Annotated in this window: 18 protein-coding genes; 10 read left to right on the forward strand and 8 right to left on the reverse strand. The window is 73.9% G+C overall.

Annotation, left to right across the window (positions count from 1 at the left end; genetic code table 11):
* Positions 1 to 238: 238 nt before the first annotated feature.
* Positions 239 to 1,684, reverse strand: a complete 1,446-nt coding sequence (gene xylB / locus AB0O01_RS29090; protein ID WP_365317925.1) for a xylulokinase — start codon at positions 1,682 to 1,684, stop codon at positions 239 to 241.
* A 374-nt stretch (positions 1,685 to 2,058) separates the two neighbouring features.
* On the opposite strand from xylB, the gene xylA reads away from it, so the two are divergent.
* Positions 2,059 to 3,225, forward strand: a complete 1,167-nt coding sequence (xylA, locus tag AB0O01_RS29095) for a xylose isomerase (RefSeq protein ID WP_365317926.1) — start codon at positions 2,059 to 2,061, stop codon at positions 3,223 to 3,225.
* 163 nt (positions 3,226 to 3,388) lie between these two features.
* Here xylA and AB0O01_RS29100 read toward each other — a convergent pair whose 3' ends face one another.
* The gene (locus tag AB0O01_RS29100) at positions 3,389 to 3,829 is read right to left on the reverse strand and encodes a VOC family protein (RefSeq protein WP_365317928.1); all 441 of its coding nucleotides are present in this window, start codon (positions 3,827 to 3,829) and stop codon (positions 3,389 to 3,391) included.
* Between the two features lie 169 nt (positions 3,830 to 3,998).
* Here AB0O01_RS29100 and AB0O01_RS29105 point away from each other — a divergent pair, with 169 nt between their 5' ends.
* Positions 3,999 to 4,568: a hypothetical protein gene (locus tag AB0O01_RS29105; protein ID WP_365317930.1), complete on the forward strand. Its 570-nt coding sequence runs from the start codon at positions 3,999 to 4,001 to the stop codon at positions 4,566 to 4,568.
* A 179-nt stretch (positions 4,569 to 4,747) separates the two neighbouring features.
* Here AB0O01_RS29105 and AB0O01_RS29110 read toward each other — a convergent pair whose 3' ends face one another.
* Both AB0O01_RS29110 and AB0O01_RS29115 read right to left on the reverse strand, forming a co-directional pair.
* Positions 4,748 to 6,052 (reverse strand): SWF or SNF family helicase, encoded by a 1,305-nt coding sequence (locus AB0O01_RS29110; protein WP_365317931.1) that lies wholly within the window; start codon positions 6,050 to 6,052, stop codon positions 4,748 to 4,750.
* Positions 6,049 to 8,904, reverse strand: a complete 2,856-nt coding sequence (locus AB0O01_RS29115) for an SNF2-related protein (protein ID WP_365318020.1) — start codon at positions 8,902 to 8,904, stop codon at positions 6,049 to 6,051. Before AB0O01_RS29115 ends, AB0O01_RS29110 begins: the two co-directional genes overlap by 4 nt.
* A gap of 467 nt (positions 8,905 to 9,371) precedes the next feature.
* Here AB0O01_RS29115 and AB0O01_RS29120 point away from each other — a divergent pair, with 467 nt between their 5' ends.
* Positions 9,372 to 9,554, forward strand: coding sequence for a hypothetical protein (locus AB0O01_RS29120; protein WP_355737013.1), 183 nt, complete (start codon positions 9,372 to 9,374; stop codon positions 9,552 to 9,554).
* A gap of 200 nt (positions 9,555 to 9,754) precedes the next feature.
* Here the strand turns inward: AB0O01_RS29120 and AB0O01_RS29125 are convergent, their stop codons facing one another.
* The 3 genes from AB0O01_RS29125 to AB0O01_RS29135 all read right to left on the reverse strand — a co-directional run bounded on the left by AB0O01_RS29125 (position 9,755) and on the right by AB0O01_RS29135 (position 12,436).
* Complete coding sequence (locus AB0O01_RS29125; protein ID WP_365317933.1) at positions 9,755 to 10,858, reverse strand: hypothetical protein; 1,104 nt, start codon at positions 10,856 to 10,858, stop codon at positions 9,755 to 9,757.
* Positions 10,859 to 11,384: 526 nt separating this feature from the next.
* The gene (locus AB0O01_RS29130) at positions 11,385 to 11,681 is read right to left on the reverse strand and encodes a hypothetical protein (protein ID WP_365317936.1); all 297 of its coding nucleotides are present in this window, start codon (positions 11,679 to 11,681) and stop codon (positions 11,385 to 11,387) included.
* Between the two features lie 152 nt (positions 11,682 to 11,833).
* Positions 11,834 to 12,436 carry a methyltransferase domain-containing protein gene (locus AB0O01_RS29135; RefSeq protein ID WP_365317937.1) on the reverse strand — a complete coding sequence of 201 codons (603 nt, stop codon included), beginning with the start codon at positions 12,434 to 12,436 and terminating at the stop codon, positions 11,834 to 11,836.
* A 151-nt stretch (positions 12,437 to 12,587) separates the two neighbouring features.
* Here AB0O01_RS29135 and AB0O01_RS29140 point away from each other — a divergent pair, with 151 nt between their 5' ends.
* From AB0O01_RS29140 to AB0O01_RS29160, 5 genes are all read left to right on the forward strand, one after another.
* A complete protein-coding gene (locus AB0O01_RS29140; RefSeq protein WP_365317938.1) occupies positions 12,588 to 13,367 on the forward strand; it encodes an MHYT domain-containing protein in 780 nt (259 codons plus the stop codon).
* Between the two features lie 655 nt (positions 13,368 to 14,022).
* A complete protein-coding gene (locus AB0O01_RS29145) occupies positions 14,023 to 16,479 on the forward strand; it encodes a nitrate- and nitrite sensing domain-containing protein (protein ID WP_365317940.1) in 2,457 nt (818 codons plus the stop codon).
* On the forward strand, positions 16,476 to 16,913 hold the full coding sequence (locus AB0O01_RS29150) for a roadblock/LC7 domain-containing protein (RefSeq protein ID WP_365317941.1): 438 nt from the start codon (positions 16,476 to 16,478) through the stop codon (positions 16,911 to 16,913). Before AB0O01_RS29145 ends, AB0O01_RS29150 begins: the two co-directional genes overlap by 4 nt.
* Before the next feature lie 19 nt (positions 16,914 to 16,932).
* Complete coding sequence (locus AB0O01_RS29155; protein WP_365317943.1) at positions 16,933 to 17,346, forward strand: DUF742 domain-containing protein; 414 nt, start codon at positions 16,933 to 16,935, stop codon at positions 17,344 to 17,346.
* A 480-nt stretch (positions 17,347 to 17,826) separates the two neighbouring features.
* Positions 17,827 to 18,432, forward strand: coding sequence for an ATP/GTP-binding protein (locus AB0O01_RS29160; RefSeq protein ID WP_365317945.1), 606 nt, complete (start codon positions 17,827 to 17,829; stop codon positions 18,430 to 18,432).
* Between the two features lie 85 nt (positions 18,433 to 18,517).
* Here the strand turns inward: AB0O01_RS29160 and AB0O01_RS29165 are convergent, their stop codons facing one another.
* A complete protein-coding gene (locus tag AB0O01_RS29165) occupies positions 18,518 to 18,946 on the reverse strand; it encodes a PPOX class F420-dependent oxidoreductase (RefSeq protein WP_365317946.1) in 429 nt (142 codons plus the stop codon).
* 114 nt (positions 18,947 to 19,060) lie between these two features.
* Here AB0O01_RS29165 and AB0O01_RS29170 point away from each other — a divergent pair, with 114 nt between their 5' ends.
* Positions 19,061 to 19,477, forward strand: a complete 417-nt coding sequence (locus AB0O01_RS29170; RefSeq protein ID WP_365317947.1) for a roadblock/LC7 domain-containing protein — start codon at positions 19,061 to 19,063, stop codon at positions 19,475 to 19,477.
* A gap of 126 nt (positions 19,478 to 19,603) precedes the next feature.
* Positions 19,604 to 20,683, forward strand: a complete 1,080-nt coding sequence (locus AB0O01_RS29175; RefSeq protein WP_365317949.1) for a DUF6397 family protein — start codon at positions 19,604 to 19,606, stop codon at positions 20,681 to 20,683.

The following is a 20,683-nucleotide window of genomic DNA, read 5'->3' on the forward strand; positions in this document are numbered from 1 at the left end:
GGTCGACAATCCCGGCGACGGCACTCGGCCGGAGGGGTCGCCGGGGCGGGCCGTGGGGTCGGTGTCGTCCGGGGCGTTCGGGCGGCGGGTGGCCACCTTTCGGGTCCCGTCGGGTGCGGTGCTCCCCGGCCCGCCGGACGACAGGTCTGCGCCCGTCCTTGACGCCACACAGCCCCCGCCCTTCACAGCCTCGTCCGGGTCACCGGGAGCGGTCACCCAGGGAGCCTCTCCCGGCCCTTCAGCCGTTCTCCGGGCGCCGCTCCAGCAGCGGTGCCGCGTCGGAGAGTACCCCGGAGATCCTGGTCAGCGTCGCCTCGTCGCGCGGGACGGCCTCCAGGACCGGTCCGCGGGCAGTGTTCCAGCGCCGGGCGACCGCGGCCGGATCCTCCCCGGTGAGCACACCGGCCGCCTGGGCCGCCGCGCCGAGGGCGACCAGTTCCCGCGCCTCGGGCACCTGCACCGGACGCCCCGACAGCCGCCGCACGGTCTGCTGCCAGGCCCGGCCGCGGGCCCCGCCGCCGATCAGCAGCAGGGGCGCCGACGGGTCCGTGTCCGTGCCCAGGACCAGGTCCAGGGCGCCCAGCAGCGCGTGCACGGCTCCGTCGTAGGCGGCCTGGAGGAGCTGCCCCGCGGTGGTGTCGTGGCGCAGGCCGTGCAGCAGCCCGGAGGCGTTCGGCAGGTCGGGGGTGCGCTCGCCGTCCAGGTAGGGCAGCAGGGTCACCGAGGTGCCCGGTTCCACGGCCTCGCGGTCCAGGCCCAGCAGCGTCGCCACCCGGTCCACGGCGAGGGTGCAGTTGAGGGTGCAGGCCAGCGGCAGCCAGTCGCCGCGCGCGTCGGCGAAGCCCGCCACCGTGCCGGTCGGATCGGCGGGCCGGCGCTCGGCCACCCCGTAGACCGTGCCCGACGTGCCGAGGCTGAGCACCGCCGTGCCGGGTTCCAGCCCGAGGCCCAGCGCCGCCGCCGCGTTGTCCCCGGTCCCCGGCGCGACCAGGGTGCCCCTGGCGAACGGCAGGTCATGGCCGTCGCGGACGGTGCCGACGACCTCGCCGGGCCGGGCCACCCGGGGCAGCAGCGCCCGGTCCAGGCCCACCTGGGCGAGGATCTCCTCGTCGTACGACTCCGTCGCCGACGCCCACCAGCCCGTGCCGGAGACGTCCCCGCGGTCCGTGGTGCCCAGGCCCGTGAGGCGCTCGGTGAGGTAGTCGTGGGGGAGACGTACGGCCCGCACCGCGCGCGCCGCCTCCGGTTCGTGCTCGGTGAGCCAGGCCCACTTGGTGACCGTGAAGGACGCGGTGGGCACCGAACCGGTCCGCTCGGCCCAGAATTTCGCGCCGCCCAGCTCCTCCGTCAGCCGCCGTGCCTGGGGCGCCGACCGGACGTCGTTCCACAGCAGCGCGGGCCGGACCGGCTCCCCGCGCGCGTCCAGCGTGACCAGCCCGTGCTGCTGCCCGCCGATGGACACCGCGGACGCCTCCCGCGCGGCGTCCCCGCACTGACGAAGCGCCTCGCCGAGCGCCTCCCACCACTGCCGTGGATCGCTCTCCCGGCCCTCGCCCGCGGTGACCTCGTGCGGGGCCTGCCCACTCGCCACGACCTGCCCGGTCGCCACATCCACCACCAGCGCCTTCGTCGACTGGGTGGATGTGTCCACCCCGACGACGAGCGGACCATCGGCTGCTGACATGGGCTCTCCCTCTGGTACGGCGCCGACGGCCCGGTACGGCGGTACGGCGCGCTGTGGCGTACGGCGTGTCGCGTGCACGGGCCCTGTGTGGTGTACGGCGACGGCGTGCATGGCGTGTCGTGTGTCCGGCTCCTGGCTGGCGGCCCGGATCCGGCCTGTTTCCCGGCCCCCGGGACCACTATGTCTCTTCCCAGGAGCGCGACGGCATACTAATTTGTAAAGCGCCATGACGAAATAGTGGTGGGTGATCCCGTACCCGGTACGCACTCCGGGGCGCCCGTCCGTACCCGCACCGCCCCGGCGCCGGGACCGCACACCGGGACACCGCCGGGACCATCACCAGCGAGCAGAAGCGAGCACAAGGGAGCCGCGGCATGAACTACCAGCCCACCCCCGAGGACAGGTTCACCTTCGGCCTGTGGACCGTCGGCTGGCAGGGAAGGGACCCGTTCGGCGACGCCACCCGCGCGGCGCTCGACCCGGCCGAGACCGTCCGGCGCCTGGCCGAGCTGGGCGCGCACGGGGTGACGTTCCACGACGACGACCTGATCCCGTTCGGCGCGTCCGACACCGAGCGCGAATCGCACGTCAAACGCTTCCGGCAGGCCCTGGACGCCACCGGCATGACCGTCCCCATGGCCACCACCAACCTCTTCACCCACCCGGTCTTCAAGGACGGCGGCTTCACCGCCAACGACCGCGACGTCCGCCGCTACGCGCTGCGCAAGACCATCCGCAACATCGACCTGGCCGTCGAACTCGGCGCGAGGATCTATGTCGCCTGGGGCGGCCGGGAGGGCGCCGAATCCGGCGGTGCCAAGGACGTACGCGATGCCCTGGACCGCATGAAGGAGGCGTTCGACCTCCTCGGCGAGTACGTCACCACCCAGGGCTACGATCTGCGGTTCGCCATCGAACCCAAGCCGAACGAGCCACGCGGCGACATCCTGCTGCCGACCGTCGGCCACGCCCTCGCCTTCATCGAGCGCCTGGAGCGCCCGGAGCTGTACGGCGTGAACCCCGAGGTCGGGCACGAGCAGATGGCCGGACTCAACTACCCGCACGGCATCGCCCAGGCCCTGTGGTCCGGCAAGCTCTTCCACCTCGACCTCAACGGCCAGAACGGCATCAAGTACGACCAGGACCTGCGCTTCGGCGCCGGTGATCTGCGCGCCGCGTTCTGGCTGGTCGACCTGCTGGAGACGGCCGGTTACGAGGGCCCGCGCCACTTCGACTTCAAGCCGCCGCGCACCGAGGACCTGGACGGTGTCTGGGCGTCGGCCGCCGGCTGCATGCGCAACTATCTGATCCTCAAGGAGCGGGCCGCCGCCTTCCGCGCCGACCCCGAGGTCCAGCAGGCCCTGAGGGACTCCCGTCTGGACGAACTGGCCCGCCCCACGGCCGACGACGGCCTCCAGGCACTGCTGGCCGACCGGACGGCGTTCCAGGACTTCGACGTGGACGGCGCCGCCGCGCGCGGGATGGCCTTCGAGCGCCTCGACCAGTTGGCGATGGACCATCTGCTGGGGGCACGGGGCTGAGACCCCCCGGCCGGAGCGGACGCGGAGGGGCACGCGCGCGGGGTCGGCTCACCGGTCCGGCATGCAGTGGCACGGCGCCACGCGCGCGGGTCCCTCGCCCAAGGGGCGTCCCCGGCGTGTCGCCCCGCCGCCACCCCCAGGGGCTCCTGCGGCCTCCCGCCCGTCAGCCGATCCGCTCGGCGAGGCCGACCACGATGTTCTCGGGGCCGCGGAGGTAGCAGAGCCGGTAGACGCCCTCGTGCTCCTCCACGGTGCCGACGAGTTCGGCGCCATGCGTCCGCATCCGGGAAACCACCTCCTGGAGGTCGTCCACGGCGAACATGACGCGCCGCAGGCCCAGGGTGTTCGCCGGCGGGTCCGCGGGCTCCGGGCGGACGGCCCTCGGCTCGTCGAACCGCGCCAGCTCGATCCGGCCGGAGCCGCCCGGGACGCGCAGCATGGCGACGTCCTGCCGGACGCCCTCCAGCCCGATGACCCGGTCCGCCCACCGCCCCTCCAGCGGGGCCCTGCCCTCCAGTTCCATCCCCAGTTCCACGAAGAACGCGATCACCGCGTCCAGGTCCTCGACCACGATGAGAACGTTGTCCATCCGCCGGATCGTCATACTGGCTCCTCGGCCCGGTACGGCCACGGCCGGCCGCGGCTGCCCCGGGGACGGAGCCGCTCGGCCCTTCTCGACATCCCCGGCCGCACCGCCGCCGACCTTCACGGGTCTGTAGCAACCAGCCCGCGGGGGTCGCACGGTGATCCCCCGGACCGCGATCCTGGACGGCATGGCCACGCCACCAGTACCGCCTCAGCCGCCCGAGCCGCCGCGCGACACCCCGCCCCCACCGGGCCATCCGCCACCTCCCGGCCACCCGCCACCTCCGGGCGGCTTCGGACCGTCGTCCGACGACTTCGGCGACTCCAGCGGCTCCGGCGGCTCTTACGACCCCGGACGCGGCCGGGGGAGCCGCAATCCCCTGCTCCTCGCGCTCGCGGTCCTGGTGGCGGTCGCCGCCGTCGCGGTGGTCGTGGTCATGGCCAACGACGGTGACGACCCGTCCGACCCGGCGCCCCCGGCGGGCGGCACCAGCCGGGATTCCGGCGGTCCGTCATCGTCGGACGAGCCCTCCGACCTGCTGCCGGACCTCCCCAGCGGCCTTCCCACCAACCTGCCCAGCGGCCTCCCGTCCCTGCCCTCGGGCTTCCCCAGCGACCTGCCGAGCGACTGGCCCACCAACCTCCCGAGCGACTGGCCCAGCGGCTTCCCGAGCGACTTCCCGACGAACCTGCCGAGCGGGCTCGAATCGATCATTCCGTCCGGGGTCCCGTCGATCGACCTGGGCGATCAGTTCTGAACGACGGCGATCAGCCCTGGAAGACCCACAAGGGATGCCGGGGATGGTTCGAAGGGCACCCCTGGGGCGGGAGTAGGACGCCGACGGGGCCGGCCGAGACGGGTTGGGCCGGGCCGGTCATGGGCGGGCCGGGCGCGCAGGGGGCCCGACCCGCCCATGACCGGCCCGCCCCCGGTGCCTCAGCCGCCCTCCTCCGCCCCGGCCGGACGCGCCGTCGCCAGGGCGGTGGCGGGGTCCTTGGCGGCCGGTCCGGCCGGCACCCAGTGGCCGTCCTCACCGCGATAGGGCCACCAGCGGCCGTCCCGGCCCAGGCGGACCTGGACCGGTTCACCGACCACCGTCCAGTGGTTCGCGACGGCCCGCAGCGAGGGACGCTCGTCGTCGTCCCAGGCCGACTCGACGGCCGCCCGCGCGCGTGCCGCCGCTTCCCCGCGCACGTCCCACTCCTCCTCGCACACCGCCAGCGCGGACGCCCCGCCGTACCGCCACGCCCCGACCGCCCGCTCCAACTCCTCAGGGCTGCGCCCCGACCCGGCGGCCAGCCGGTCCCGTACCTCCCGGTCGGCGCCCACGGCGAGCCGTACGGCGTCCTGGGCGGCCGTCAGTCCGCCGTCGAGGTCACCGTCGACACCGCCGTCGGCCCGCAGCGCCTCGGCCAGCAGGCGGTGAGCGTAGGCGGCGGTGCGTGCGGCGAGGAACTCCAGTGCTCCCGGGTCCACGCCGTCCGGCGGCGGTGCCTCGGTGTCCAGCGACGGGGGCGTGCCCGGTGTGCCGGGCAGCTCCGGCGGGGTGGGCAGCGGGGGCAGGGCATCACCGGCCGCGTACGCCTCCGCCGCGTCCACGCCGTCCGGCTCCGCCGTCTCCATCGCGGGGGACGCGGTGCGCTCCTGGAGCGCCGCCAGCAGGGGACGTTCGGCGCGTCCGCGCATCAGGAGCAGGACGAAGGGATCCTGGTCCAGCAGCCGCGCCATCTGGTAGCAGAGCGCGGCCGTGTGCCCGCAGTGGTCCCAGGCGCCGCAGTCGCACTCCGGCTCCAGCTCGCCGAGCCCCGGCAGCAGATCGATACCGGCCGTCGCCGCGTCCTCCACGAGGTCCGGTGGCATGTCACGGTCCAGGAGCGCCGCCACATGCCCCGCCCGCTCCACGGCCATGTCCAGGAACCGGTCCCACTGTGCGGCGGACAGCCGCTCCAGGAGCACGTCCGCGCGGTGGCGCGTGCCGTCGCGGTCCTGGACGACGGCGGTGATCCGGCCGGGCCGTACCGTCACCGCGCCGACCGCGCCCGCGCGGGCGAGCCGGCGGCCCGTCTTGACCTGCTCCTGGTCCATCGCCCCGCGCTCCAGGGCGCTGAGCCAGGCGTGGCCCCACCAGGTCTGCGCGAAACCCCGCCCATGGGCGGGCGGCAGCGGCGAGAAGGTGCGCTCCGCGTCCCCCTCGGTGCGGTCGACGCCGTCCATGTCGTCGAAGGTGTCGTATCCGGTCATCGGGTGCCTCCTCGCAGCTCCACCAGATCGGCGAGCTGGGCGTCCGTCAGCTCGGTGAACGCCGTCTCACCACCGCCCAGCACCGCCTCGGCCAGTTCCTTCTTCCGCTCCAGCAGACCGGCGATGCGGTCCTCGACCGTGCCCTCGGCGATCAGCCGGTGCACCTGCACCGGCCGGGTCTGCCCGATCCGGTACGCGCGATCGGTGGCCTGCGCCTCCACGGCCGGGTTCCACCAGCGGTCGTAGTGCACGACGTGCTCCGCGCGGGTGAGGTTGAGTCCCGTCCCGGCCGCCTTCAGCGACAGCAGGAACACGGGCACCTCACCGTCCTGGAACCGCCGCACCATGGCGTCCCGTTCGGGCACCGACGTCCCGCCGTGCAGGAACTGCGACGGCACACCGCGCGCCGCGAGATGCCGCTCGATGATCCGCGCCATGGCGACGTACTGCGTGAAGACCAGCACGCTCGCCTCCTCGGCCAGGATCGTGCCGAGCAACTCGTCCAGCAGCTCCAGCTTCCCGGACCGTCCGGCGATCACCGGCCGGTCCTCCTTGAGGTACTGCGCCGGGTGATTGCAGATCTGCTTCAGACCGGTCAGCAGCTTCACGATCAGCCCGCGCCGCGCCATGTCGTCGGCCTCCGCGATCCGCGCCAGCGTCTCGCGCACCACGGCCTCGTACAGGGCCGTCTGCTCCGTGGTGAGGGACACCGCGCGGTCGGTCTCGGTCTTCGGCGGCAGCTCGGGCGCGATCCCGGGATCACCCTTGCGGCGGCGCAGCAGGAACGGGCGCACCAGACGGGCCAGCCGCTCGGCCGCGGCCGGATCCCGGCCGCCCTCGACGGCCTGCGCGTACCGGGTGCGGAAGGCCCCGAGGCGGCCCAGCAGACCCGGCGTCGTCCAGTCCAGGATGGCCCACAGCTCCGACAGGTTGTTCTCCACCGGCGTGCCCGTGAGCGCCACCCGCGCGCGTGCCCCGATGGAACGCAGCTCCCGCGCGGTCGCCGAGTACGGGTTCTTCACATGCTGCGCCTCGTCGGTGACGACCAGCCCCCAGGGCACCGCGGCGAGCCGTCCCGCGTCCAGCCGCATCGTGCCGTACGTCGTCAGCACGAACTCGCCGTCGGCGAGGTCCGCCAGATCGCGCCGGGTGCCGTGGAAGCGGCGCACGGGCGTGCCGGGGGCGAACTTCTCGATCTCCCGCTGCCAGTTGCTCATCAGCGAGGTCGGGCAGACCACCAGGGTGGGGCCCGCGGACTCCGGGTCGGACTGCCGGTGCAGATGCAGGGCGATCAGGGTGATCGTCTTGCCGAGGCCCATGTCGTCGGCCAGACAGCAGCCCAGACCCAGGGAGGTCATCCGGGCCAGCCAGCTCAGCCCCCGCCGCTGGTAGTCCCGCAGCGTGGCCGTGAGCGCGGCGGGCTGCTCCACCGGGTCCTGGCCCTCGGGGTCGGCGAGCCGCTCCCGCAGCCCCGCCAGCCAGCCCGTGGGCAGCACCTCGACCCGCCGGCCGTCCACCTCCGCGGAGCCCGTCAGAGCGGCGCTCAGCGCGTCGACAGGGGAGACCTTGCCGTCCTGCCGCTCGCGCGCCCGGCGTACCGCCTCCGGATCGACCAGCACCCACTGGTCGCGCAGCCGCACCACCGGCCGCCCCGCCTCCGCGAGCCCGTCCAGCTCCTCGCGCGTGAGCTGCTGGTCGCCCAGTGCGAACCGCCAGTTGAAGGCGAGCAGCGCGTCGGCGGACAGGAACGACGGCGTCCCGGACACCGCCCGGCCCGGCCCCTCGCCGTCCGGGTCGGGCGGGCCGACCACCGCGCGGGTGGTCAGTTCCCGGGCCAGCTCCCTGGGCCAGTGCACCTCGACCCCGGCGGCGGCCAGCGCCCGCGTACCGCCGCCGAGCAGGTCGCCCACCTCGTCCTCGGCGAGTTCCACCGCCTCCGGCGCGGCGGCCGACAGCAGCGGTGTCAGCCCCGTCCAGGCTCGCGCCGCGCGGCGCAGTGCGACCAGGACGTCCATCCGCGCGCGGGCCCCGAACCCGGCCGTGCCCTCACCGCCCGCCCACACCTCCACGGCGTCCGCGACCAGCGCGGGATCGCTGACACTGTGCACCTGCGGCATCGCGCGGAAACGCGGACCCGCGGCGCCGCCCTCCGGATCGGCCGTCAGCCCCTCGACCTCGATGCGCAGGGAGATCCGCACCCCGGCGTCATGACCGGCGGCGACATCGTCGGCCCATGCCCGCCCGCCGGGCAGATGCTGCGGCTGCCGCACCGCATACGCGGGACCTCCCGTGACGAGGGCGGCGGCGGGTGTGCGGGGCAGGGTGTCGGCGACGGAGTCCAGGAAGGCGCGCAGCAGCCGTTCCGGGGCGGGCAGCCGCAGCGGGGCGGCGTCACCGGGCAGCGGGGCGGCGTGCGCCTCGGGCGGCATGGCAGCCGCCAGCACGCGGAGCCGCTCGGCGTCCTCCGCGCGCAAGGGGCCCGCTCGCCAGGCGTCCGCGTCGGCCGCCGACAGCCCCGGCAGCAGCAGACCGCGCGCGGCCCAGTGCAGCGCCAGCACCGTGGCCGCGCCCCAGAACGCGGTGGACCGATGGGCGGCGTGCGCGACCCGCGCGCGCGTGAGTACGGGCAGCGCGGTGCGCACCGGCAGCAGCACCGTGGGCACCTCGGCCGCCGCCACACCGATGGGCGTGGGGACGACGACGGTCAGGTCCTCGGGCGTCCCGCCCCGGACGGTCGGCGGAGCGCCGCCGTCGGCCCGCCAGAACGCGATGGTCCCGGTGCGGGCCGGATCACCGGGGAGGAACAAGGAGCAGCAGCGGATCAGTTCGTCGGTCTCGGACGGGATGGCCATCGGAGTGCTCTGCACAGCTCTGCCGTACTCCTCAAATTTGACTACGTAGCGTCGGAGCGGCCGAGGGTACATGATCGAAGGGGGTCTGCGGGCGGTGGGATGGTGATCGGATGGTGATCTGGGTCACGAGATGTCGATGGAGGGGCGTCGGGCGGGATTCCGGCAGGACCTCGGCGGGACTGCGGCGGAGCTCCAGACGGACCCCGGCGGGATTGCGGCGGAGCTCCAGGAGAGGACTCCGGCGGGACCCTGGCGGGACTCCGGTACGACCGCGATGGGACTCCGGCAGGGGCCCGGCGGGACTCCAGTGGGTTTCGCGTGGGTTTCGCGTGGGTCTCGCGCAAGGCAGTCAGGGATGAGTCAGGGGTGGGAGTCAGGGACGTCTCAGGGTAGTGGTCCGGAACCGCGGGGAGCGCGGGCCCGTTTTCAGAACAGAGAGCGGCAATGGCCGCGGAGGAGGCGACACCATGTCGAAGAACGCCAAGATCGCCGCAGGTGGTGTGGCGGTCGGCATCATCCTGTTGATATGGCTGCCCTGGTGGGCGGCGCTGCTGATCGTGCTCGGGGTGCCGGCCGCCGCGTACCTCACCCTCGACCCCGCACAGCGCCGCAGGCTGCGCCGGGTCACGCGCAAGGAACTGGGCCGCTGACGGGCCGCGGGGGCCGCCGGGTTCCACGGGAGGAATCCGGCGGCTGAGACGGGGCTCTGTAGAGGCCGCGGAGGATCTCGACGACCTGGACGGTCTCGGTCTCGCCGGGGCGCGCTGTGGTGTGCTGTGCTGCGCGTCCGGGCGCTGCGGTCCGTCGGAGCGGCGTCCCGTGGAGCCCTGCCGACGCGGCTCCGTCCTCGTCAGCTCGGCCGTACGGCCATCCGGTTCAGTGCCTCCAGCAGACCGGGCAGTTCCCGGCCCCGGCCGACCGGCAGCACCTCACCCGGCTCCTCGTCCAGCAGCACGAAGGCGATGTCGTCGGTGCGGGCCACCAGGGACCAGCCGGGACCGTCGGCGCGCAGGGTACGGGCGTCGCCCGGGGCGAAGGAGGAGCGGACCCGGCCCAGGGGTGGCGGGGCGTCCACGTAGGCGCGCGCCTCGGCGAGGACGCGGCGGATACCGGTGTGACCGTCGGTGGGCGCTTCGCCGGGAGGGGGGTCGGTGGCGGTGCTGGTTGTGGGGTTGGTTGTCGCTGTGCCGGACGGGGTGCCGGTGGGCGCGGTGCCCGGCAGGGTCTCGGTCGGTGCGGTGCCGGGCAGGGCGCCGATCGTGGTGCGCTCGCCAGGTGTGCCGGGGGCTGTGCCGGGGGCCGCCCCGGTCGAAGGCTGCACCCCGGCGGAAGCGGGCCCCCCGCCTGCCGCGCCCGATCCCCGTGCCGGTGCCGACCCTGTCGACGGGCCCGGCACCGCCCCGCCCGGGCCGCCTGCGTCAGCCCGGGACGGTGAGGTACCGCCCCCGGCGAAGTCGGCGTCATCGATCTGCTCGCGCCACATGGTCCACTGCAAGGCGATCTCATCGGCGCCCAGCCGCCGCTGCGCCGGCCCCCACACCGAGGTGTCCGGCGGCGTCAGGGCGGGGCCTCCGGCGATCTCGGGACCGGGATCGTGCGGCGCGGGCACGCCCGGGGCGGCCACGGCGACGGCGAGCGGCCAGCCCGGCAGCGCCGCCACGACCGAGCGCTCGTCCGGCGACAGGTCGTACTCCATACCGCAGTCCCAGGCGGCGACGGCCACGGCCACCAGTGAGACATCGTCGGTGGCCACGGTCCAGCGCGCGCCCTCGCCGTCCTGCCCCAGCACCAGGCCGTACCCGGCGGCCAGCGGCGCGAGCCCCAGCGCCGCACAGGCTTCCGGGTAGTCGTCCCCCAGCACGCTGGGGAACTGCGCCGGCGTCAGCAGCACCGCGGTAAGGACATACAGCGCGTCGTCCTCGGCGGCGACGGCGTTCTCGTCCGTCCCGGCCATCCCAGCCTCCCCAGGGTTCGTCCAACCGCGCGCACCCTAGTGCGACCGGCGGCACGTTGTCACCGTTCCGGGGCCGCGTGGAGCCGGGACGATTCGGCTGGCACCGGGCGTTTGTGCCGTGCCTGCGCTCGTGCCCCCGCTCCCACCCTCCGGCCGCCGGTGTGCCTCGGCGGACTCACCCGTACTGCGCGGAACTGTCCCCTGGACTCGATGGTGCCCTCACTGCTCGCCCACCTACGTGACTCGGCGGACTGCCCCCCATGGACTGCCCCCGGACCGCCCCCCGGATCGCCCCCCTCACTCGAAGCGCTGCACCTGCGCGCAGCACCCTGAACCCGGCGCGACTTGGTGAACTCGTCCGCACCGCCCGACCCCTGCGCCACTCGCCGACCCGCCCTCACCGCACGGCCCGGTGACCCCGCCCCCGCGATGCGCCAGCCCTCACCCACCCCACGCAACAGCCCACTCACCCCACCCACCCACCACCCCACGCGCTTCCGCGCCGACCCGGTGCGCCTCCGGACCCTCAGGCCGCCGGAAGCCCCAGCAGATCCCGGGCGACGGTCTGCGGGGACTCGTCGCGTTCACGCGCCAGCGCGATCACCGCACGGCAGGCCAACTCGCTCACCCCGAACGACAACGCCTCCGGCGACACCCAGCCCGCGGCCTCGTCGATGCGCTCCTGATCGTCCTCGGCGCACGCTGAGACATACACCGCGGCGGCCTCGAACAGATTGTGCCCACGGGCCTCCTGGCCGCCGCCCGGCCCGGATCGGAACACCTCGCGCACTCGGCCCCAGGACGCGCCGACCTTGCCCCACATGCGACCACCAACCCCTCGTTGCTGCGTTCACGGGCCCTCGATCGATCCACCGCTCCTCAACGTACGGTCGTAGCGCGGGTGGCGACAGAGGGGCGGCACAGGGACGACGGTGTGGTGAAAGCGCGGTGTCCGGGGAGTGGGCGGGCCGGAGTTCAGCCGCCGTCCCGCTCGGCCAGGGCCAGGAAGCGGGCGTCCTCGTCCACGTACGACGTCAGGCGCCAGCCCGACGAGGCCAGCAGGGGGCGGAGGTTGGGTTCCGCGCGCAGGTCGTCCGGGGTGATCCGGCGGCCCTGGCGGGCGGCCAGGGCCGCGCGGCCGATGGGGTGGAACAGGGCGAGCCGCCCGCCCGGTCGTACGACGCGCCGCAACTCCCGCAGGTTCTCCGCCGGGTTCGGCAGGTGGGCGATCAGCCCGGCGGCGAACACCGCGTCCAGGGACCCCGACCGCAACGGCAGCGCCGCGACGTCGGTGAGCAGCAGACAGGCGTCACGATTCCGTCCGGCCCGGACGGCGGCGGCCAGCATCGCGGGCGTCAGATCGGCCCCCAGGACCAGCCCAGAGGGCCCCACGGTGGCGCGCAGCGGCGCCAGGGCCCGGCCGGTGCCGCAGCCGGCGTCCAGCACCCGGTCGCCCTCGCGCAGGTTGAGCGCGACGGCCGCGGCGGCGTAGGCGGGTCCGTCGTCGGGGAACCTGCGATCCCAGTCGGCGGCGCGGGCGGTGAAGAACTCCTGCACATGCGTACGGTCGTCGCTCATCCCCGCATGATCTCGCACCGACAGGGACAACGTTTGTGCGCACATGTTCGAACGTGACCCGATCGATCGGGTACATAGCTATGTCATATTCCACCAGTTATCGAAACGTGGTCCCTTTGTGCCTCCCTGTCCGGACTAGCGTCCCTTGGCCATGGGACACCTGGACCACGCCACCTTCGGTTGGCTCACCCCCGCACTGTCGTACGCGATGGCCTGCACAGGCGCCGCGCTCGGGCTGCGCTGCACCGTCCGCGCGCTCGCCGCCACCGGCCGCGCCCGGCGCAACTGGCTGATCACCGCGGCCTCCGCCATCGGCACCGGCATCTGGACCATGCACTTCGTGGCCATGCTCGGCTTCGGCGTCAGCGGCACCGACATCCGCTACGACGTACCCCTGACCGTCCTCAGCCTGATCGTCGCCATGGCCGTCGTCTGCGCCGGCGTCTTCGCCGTCGGGTACAGCCGCGACCGGGGCCGTGCCCTGCTGCTCGGCGGGCTGACCACCGGCCTCGGCGTCGCGAGCATGCACTACCTCGGCATGGCCGCGGTCCGGCTGCACGGCGAGGTGCGCTACGACCCCGCCCTGGTCGCGCTCTCCGTGGTGATCGCGGTGGCCGCGGCGACCGCTGCCCTGTGGGCGGCGCTGAACATCACCTCGCCCATCGCGGTCACCGTCGCCTCCCTCGTGATGGGCCTGGCGGTCAGCAGCATGCACTACACGGGCATGTTCGCGGTCGACGTGCGGGTGACGCCGTCGGACGCGGTACTGCCCGGGGCCACGGCGATGCAGTTCATCTTCCCCCTCGCCGTCGGCCTCGGGTCCTATCTCTTCCTGACCTCGGCCTTCGTCGCGCTGTCGCCCACGACGGGCGAGAGCGAGGCGTCCGCCTCAGCGCAGCGACCGGTGGTGGGGGCGGCGACGACGTACTGAACGCCGTACGGCCGCCCTTGTGTGCCGCGTACGGAACGCACTGTGCCCGGTTGCAGCGGGCCCCGCGCGGACCGCCCGACACCCGTCGTGGAGACCCCGTGCCGACCGACCGGCCCTCATCCCCGACCACCACCGCCCACCCCAACGACACGCCCCAAAACCCCAGACGAGCGAGGAGGCCATGCGTACACCGCGCAGAACCACCACCGCGGACGGCGGCAGACCGCCCGCGCCCCCCGTGCGCGGGCGCCGCGCCCACGCCGGACCGCCGGCCGACGAGACCCTGGACGGGTTCACGAAGGCCGAGGAGGCACGGGAACATCCAGCGGGAGCGGGAGGCACTCCGGGTATCCCAGGGACCCCGGGCGTCCCAGGATTCCCAGGAACCCCAGGGACTCTGGGCACCGCGGGTGTCTCAGGCACCCCGGGTACCCCAAATGCACCTCACACCTCAGGTCCGCCCGGCACCCCAGGGGTACTCAGTACCCCGAAGCCACCGGCCACCACGGAGACACCGGCCATCCCAGGCACCCAAGACCCCACAGGTACCCCTGGCCCCCCACACATCCCCGGCCCGTCAGACGCCCCCCGCACCCCAGGCGCGTCCGGAGCGCACCGTGCCCCGCCCGCGCCACCGCGCCCCGGACGCCGGCGTATGCGCCCCCGTACGGTTCGCGCCAAGATCATCTGCCTGCTGATGGTCCCGGTCGTGTCGCTCCTCGCCCTCTGGGCGTACGCCACCGTCACGACCGCCCAGGACGTCTCACGGCTGCGTCAGTTGCAGCGTGTGGACGCCGAGGTGCGCACCCCGGTGGCCACCGCCGTCGCCGCGCTCCAGGCCGAACGCGTCGCCGCCGTGCGCCACGCCACCGCTCCGACCGGCGACAGCGCGGACGGCCTCAGGAGGCTCGCGGAGACCACCGACCGCGCGGTCGCCGCCCTGCGCCTCGGGGACGACGGCACCGTCGCCGACGCCCGGGAACTGCCCGCGGGGGTGGCGCAGCGCCTGGAGACCTTCGTCAGCGGCGTCGAGCGGCTGCCCGCCCTGCGGACCTCGGTCCTCGACGGGCGCACCGGCTGGGAGCGGACCTACCGGACGTACACCGCCCATGTCACCGCAGCCTTCGCGGTCGGCGGCGCGCTCACCGGCATCCAGGACTCCGAACTGGGCTCCGACGCGCGTGTGCTGCTCGAATTCTCCCGCGCGGGAGAGGCATTGGCCCAGGAGGACGTACTGCTGTCCGGGGCCCGCCTCGCGGGCGGGCTGTCCGGCGCGCGGCTGCGCCTGTTCACCGGGGCCGTCGAGACCCGCCGTGCCTTCACCGAGTCCGCCGTGGCCGATCTGCGCGGACCCGAACGCGCCGCCTGGCAGCGACTCGCCGACGGCGCCGACTACGCCGCCCTCGCCGCGCTGGAGGACAGGATCCTCACGAGCGGCTCCGGCGCCCCGGCGCTCGCGGCGGCCCCGGAGGACGACTGGAACGAGGCCCACGCGCGCGTACAGGGCGGTATGGGGACCATCGAGCGGGACGCCGGGCGTGGCGTCGCCGAGCGGGCCGACCCCTTCACCCGCGGGCTGCTCACCCCGGCGGGCGCCGCCGTACTGCTGGGCCTGGCCGCGGTGGCCGCCTCGCTCGTCATCTCCGTACGCATCGGGCGCGGTCTGGTGGTGGAACTGGTCACCCTGCGCAACAGCGCCCTGGAGATCGCCCGCCGCAAGCTGCCCGAGGCGATGCGCCGACTGCGCTCGGGCGACGGGATCGACATCCGCGCGGAAGCCCCGCCCGGACCACCCGCCGAGGACGAGGCCGGGCAGGTCGCCGAGGCCCTCACCACCGTGCACCGGGCGGCGCTGCGGGCCGCCGTGGAACGCGCCGAACTGGCCAGCGGGATCTCCGGCGTCTTCGTCAACCTCGCCCGCCGCAGTCAGGTCCTGGTCCACCGCCAACTGAGCCTGTTGGACACCATGGAGCGGCGTTCCGACGATCCGGACGAGCTGAGCGACCTGTTCCGCCTCGATCACCTCACCACCCGTATGCGCCGCCACGCCGAGAGCTTGATCATTCTCTCCGGTGCCGCCCCCGGCCGGGCCTGGCGGATGCCGGTCTCCCTGACCAATGTCGTGCGCGCGGCCGTCTCCGAGATCGAGGACTACGCGCGCGTGGAGGTGCGTCAGCTTCCCGAGACGGCCGTCGCCGGTGCCGCCGTGGCCGACCTCACCCATCTGCTCGCCGAACTCGTCGAGAACGCCGCCCAGTTCTCGCCCCCGCACACCCGCGTGCGGATCACCGGCGAACCCGTCTGCAACGGCTATGCCGTCGAGGTGGAGGACCGCGGTCTGGGCATGGGCAGGGAGACCCTCACCGAGGCCAACCGGCGCATCGCCCGGTCCGAGGCGCTCGACCTGTTCGACAGCGACCGGCTCGGCCTCTTCGTGGTCAGCAGACTCGCGGCCCGGCACAGCGTCAGGGTCCACCTGAAGACCTCGCCCTACGGGGGCACCACCGCAGTGGTCCTGCTGCCGACCGCTCTGCTGCACACCGGTCCGCCCCCGGAGGCGGAACGTTCCGCCGACGCGGGTCCCGTCGCGGGTGCCGCCCCCGAGGCCCGGCCGCCGGAACCCGCCTACGCGCGCGTGCCCTTCGCTCCCGGCCCCGGGGATGCCGTCGGCGGCCACTCCTGCCGCCCCACCCTGGTGCCCTCGGCCGACCCTTGGACCGCCCCGCCACCAGGAGTCACCGCCCTGCGCCCGCCCCGCCCCCCGGAGGAGCCTCCCGCGGCCGAGGGCGACGACCTGCCCCGCCGGGTCCGCCAGGCCAGCCTCGCCCCGCAACTGCTTGCGCAACACGCCGAACAGCCCGCCCCGGAACCGGCCCAGGACGCCGACAACACCCGCACCCCGGAACTCGTAAGGGACCGAATGGCCGCCTACCGCGACGGCTGGGCACGTGGTGGCGGACAGCGTCCAGGCCCTGCCACCCGCCCCGGCCCCCGTCTGGATCCGCGCCCCGGTCCCGGTCCGGATCCGTGCCCCGCCCCCGGTCTCGATCCCCGCCCCGCAGTCACCCCTGGCCCTCGCCCCCGTCCTCGCCCCCAAGGAGACCCCGCATGACCCAGGACCATGGCCCGGGAACCGCCCAGCGGTCCGGCGAACTCGACTGGCTGCTGGACGACCTGGTGACGCGTGTGCACGAGGTGCGACACGCCGTGGTGCTCTCCAACGACGGACTCGCCGTCGGCGTGTCGAACGGTCTGCGCCGCGAGGACGCCGACCATCTCGCCGCCGTCGCCTCCGGCTTCCACAGCCTCGCCAAGGGCGCCGGACGCCACTTCGGCGCGGGCGGGGTGCGCCAGACCATGGTGGAGATGGACGAGGGCTTCCTGTTCGTGGCCGCCGCCGGAGACGGCTCCTGCCTCGCCCTGCTCACCGCCGTGACCGCCGACATCGGTCTGGTCGCCTACGAGATGGCCCGCCTGGTGCGGCGGGTCGGCGAGCACCTCCACACTGCCCCGCGGGTCGGTGCCTGGCCGCCCGCCGCCGGATGAGGCCGGAAGGCGCCCCCCTATGAGCGACGCGACGAACGCCGCCCCGCGTGAGCAGGGCAGCCAGTGGTACGACGGCGAGGCCGGGCCCCTGGTCCGCCCCTACGCCATGACCGGCGGACGCACCCAGTCCGGCCCGGCCGGCGTCCACTTCGACCTGATCACCCTGGTCACCCTCGATCCGGGCGCCACCGACCCCGACGAGGACCCGGAACTCGGCCCGGAGCACCGGGTGCTGATCGAACTGTGCCGGGGGGAGACCCAGTCCCTCGCCGAACTGGCCGCGGGCGCCGATGTCCCGGTCGGTGTCGTCCGGGTGCTGCTCGGCGATCTGCTGGAACGCGCACACGTGACCGTCACCCGCCCGGTACCACCCGCGCAACTGCCCGACGAACGGATTCTGCACGAGGTGATCGCCGGACTGCGAGCGCTCTAGACGACGGCCCGCCATGGAGCCGGTTCAGCAGGTGGAGCGGGTGGAGGGGATGAGGCAGGCAGAGCACGCCTCAGGAGGAGGCAGTCCCGTGGATCGAACAGACGCCACGCAACCGGACACCGACTTGTCGACATGGGCACACAATCGGACCCCATTCGGACCCGAACCGGTCGCATCGGGCGAATAGCGGTCCTGTCCGGCGCGGACGTGCCTCCGTTGCCATGATGCTGCCTTCGCACATCCACCCGAATCACCCCTCCGCACCTCGCACACCCAACCGAACCGTCGGCCTTCGCCCCATCCCACCCCGCACACCCACCGAACCGTCCGCCCTCACCTCAACCGCCCACCCGCACGCCGCAAGCCGCCCAGCAGGTACCGCACACCGCCCACCGCACACCGCGCACCCCCGAGCGGGACAGACGTCCGAGCCGACCTCCGGCGCCGCCCCCGCGCAGGCACCCCTGAGAGAAGTGATCGATGGTCACCGAGACATCCGACGCCGTTCATGACGACCCGGGCGCTCTGGCGCTGAAAATCCTGGTCGCCGGTGGGTTCGGCGTGGGCAAGACCACCCTGGTGGGCGCGGTCAGCGAGATCAGGCCGCTGCGCACCGAGGAACTGCTCAGCGAGGCCGGCCGGCTCGTGGACGACACCGACGGTGTGGACCACAAGGTCACGACCACCGTCGCCATGGACTTCGGCCGTATCACCATCCGCTCCGGCCTCTCCCTCTACCTCTTCGGCACACCCGGCCAGGACCGCTTCTGGTTCCTGTGGGACGAACTCGCCCAGGGCGCCCTGGGCGCCGTCGTCCTCGCCGACACCCGGCGCCTGGAGGACTGCTTCCCGGCGGTGGACTACTTCGAGCACCGCCACATCCCCTTCGTGGTGGCCGTCAACTGCTTCGCGGGCGCCCGCTCCTACGGCGCCCAGGACGTCTCCCGGGCCCTGGACCTGGACCGCGGCACCCCCGTCGTCCTGTGCGACGCCCGCGACCGCGACGCCGGCAAGGAGGTCCTGATCCGGCTGGTCGAATACGCCGGGCGGATGCACACCGCCCGGCTGCTGGACTCCGTGAGCTGACCGGACGGCCGTAGCCGCGGCCGGTGTCGCGGAGCACCCCTCCCGCCCCACCGGCCGCACCCGGACGCCGCGGACGCGGCACGGATCAGGCCGCTACCTCCTTCTCCGCGAGCACCTTGTCGATCGCGACACGCACCAGCAGCTCACCCGGCACACCGTTGCGTTCGCCCAGTTCCGCGCCCCGCTCCTCGCCCATGTACCGGGCCCCGATGCGGCCCGCCCAGTGGCGCAGCTCGTCCAGGTCCTCGGAGATCCGGGCCCGGCCGTGCAGAATCACGAAATCGAACGGCGGCCGGTCGTCGTCCACGCACAGCGAGATCCGGCCGTCCCGCAGCAGATTCCGGCCCTTGACACTCCCTTTGCCGGTGTTGAACACCAGGTCGTTCCCGTCCAGGACGAACCAGATGGGCGCCACGTGCGGACTTCCGTCGGCGCGTACGGTCGCGAGTTTGCCCGTGCGGGTGCCGTGCGAGACGAACGCCCGCCATTCCTCGTCGGTCATCTTCTGTGCCATGCCCTCCATCCTGCTTGCCCGCGGCCCGTTCGATGGGGAAGGCTGGCAGGGGATTTCCCCCGTGCCGCGGAGATCCGTCAGCAGGGGGCGCAGTCACCAGGGGAGGGCGGGACCATGGCACGGACCGGCAAGGGACTCGGCTGGCTGCTCGACGATCTGACCGAGCGCGTCGAGCAGGTACGGCACGCGCTGGTGCTGTCCAACGACGGGCTGGTCACGGGGGCGAGCACCGGACTGCGCCGCGAGGACGCCGAACATCTCGCCGCCGTCGCCTCCGGACTGCACAGCCTGGCCAAGGGGTCCGGGCGGCACTTCGGCGCCGGTGGGGTGCGCCAGACCATGGTCGAGTTCGAGGAGGCGGTCCTGTTCGTCACCGCCGCCGGCAGCGGTAGCTGCCTGTGCGTCCTCAGCGGCGCGGACGCCGACATCGGCCGCATCGCCTACGAGATGACCCTCCTCGTCAACCGGGTCGGCGAACACCTCGGCGTGGACATCCGGCAACCCGAGAGAACCCCCACCTCAGACGCCTGACCTGCTAATTCTCCTGCTCCCGCAAAGTTATCCACAGGCTCCACACGAGATCGGCCGCGGCGGCTACGGTGGTGTGACCGCGAACGCACACAGCGTGAGCGCCGTACTCCACGGGGGAGACCGATCATGTCAGGCAACACCTTCGCCCCACCGGACAGCGCGTCCTGGACCACCGGCCGCGCGGCTCGTGAACTGGGCCTGAACCGCAAGGACCTCGAACTCGCCGTGAACCTCGGCCGGGTCCGCTCCGTCCCCGACCCGCTGGGCCCGAGCCGCCTCGTCCCCCGCGCCGAGATCGACCGGCTGCGCGCGCAGGACGAGTTCCCGCAGAACCTCCGGGCCGCCATCGAGACCGTCGCCGCACCCGGCGGCGGGAGGATCCTCGACATCTGCTCGGACCGGTTCCACCGCCTGGGCAAGCTGGGTCTCGTGGTCCCGGTCTCCTTCTGCTTCAACCGCTACCGCGCCTTCGTCTGGCTCTACCTCGCCGACGAGGTGCGCCGGTTCGGGGCGGACGAGCGCAACGCCCGCCATCTCAGGGGGCGCTCCCCGAAGCCCCTGGTGAACCAGCTCAAGGAAGGGCTCGACCTCCGCGCCCGCAACTGGCGCGGACGCCATCTCGGCATGCTCCTGCGTCAGGCCGAGGACCCCTGGGCCCAGGCCGCGGCCATCGCCTCGCTCCTCGACCCGGCCCTGATCCCGCACATCGTCAGCGATCCCTGGGAGCGGGCGCATCTGAACCGGTTCCGACCCGTGACACCCGCGTACGGGGCACCGGGTTCACGGACCGCGGACGCCGCCGCGAGGGCCATGACCGCGACCGACGCCGACGAGATCGACTGGCTGCGCACCGATCTGGTCCAGGCCCTCGCCGAGGCCCGCACCGAACACCCCGCACCCCGCCCGGCACCCAGGCCGACCGGGCCACCGGGATCCGCCTCACCCCGCCGGGCGACACCCGAACGGAGCTGGGCGACGGGATCCGCCTCATCCCGCCGGGCGGCGACCCAGCCGAGCCGGGCGACAGGATCCGCCCCACCCCGGCCGGCGGCTCCCGAGCCATCCGGGCCGACCGCCAAGGCCGTACACCTCCCGGTGACCCACGGCCTCGTCACGCCCGCTCCCGCACTCCACGCCCACGCACCCGACCGGGAGGAACGCCGGTCCCGAGGTCTGCTGCACTGGTTCCGGCGGCGCGGCGCATGA

The sequence above is a fragment of the Streptomyces sp. NPDC093252 genome (assembly GCF_040683675.1).
GTDB lineage: Bacteria > Actinomycetota > Actinomycetes > Streptomycetales > Streptomycetaceae > Streptomyces.